This is a genomic window from Pseudomonas sp. AGC41, assembly GCF_057334555.1.
The window spans coordinates 33,607-33,886 of sequence record NZ_JBHFJB010000012.1 but is presented as its reverse complement, the minus strand read 5'-3'; the positions used below and the strand labels follow the sequence as shown (position 1 = coordinate 33,886).

Here is a 280-nt window from a genome sequence, read left to right as displayed (position 1 = left end):
GGCTCGCTCCCACAATGAAACCGGCGTCCCCCCGCGAGAATCAGGCCGGCTGCCAGGCCGCCTCGCGCGGACCTTGATCTTGATCTTGATCTTGATCTTGATCTTGATCTTGATCTTGATCTTGATCTTGATCTGAGACGCCCCGTTAACCACGATGGCCGAACGCAGGCATTGCGCAGTGGGCATCCCGGCATGGATGCCGGGTTAGCCGCGCTGGGCCAGGGACGGCCCTTCGCGGCGGGCCCACGGAGCAATGCCGGAGTGAGGGCATGCCGAGCCT

General features: G+C 63.2%; 1 pseudogene. It reads right to left on the bottom strand.

What is annotated here, in order from left to right:
• Positions 1-186 (bottom strand): annotated as a pseudogene (locus ACE04F_RS01820) (hypothetical protein); the annotation flags it as partial.
• Positions 187-280 lie beyond the last annotated feature (94 nt).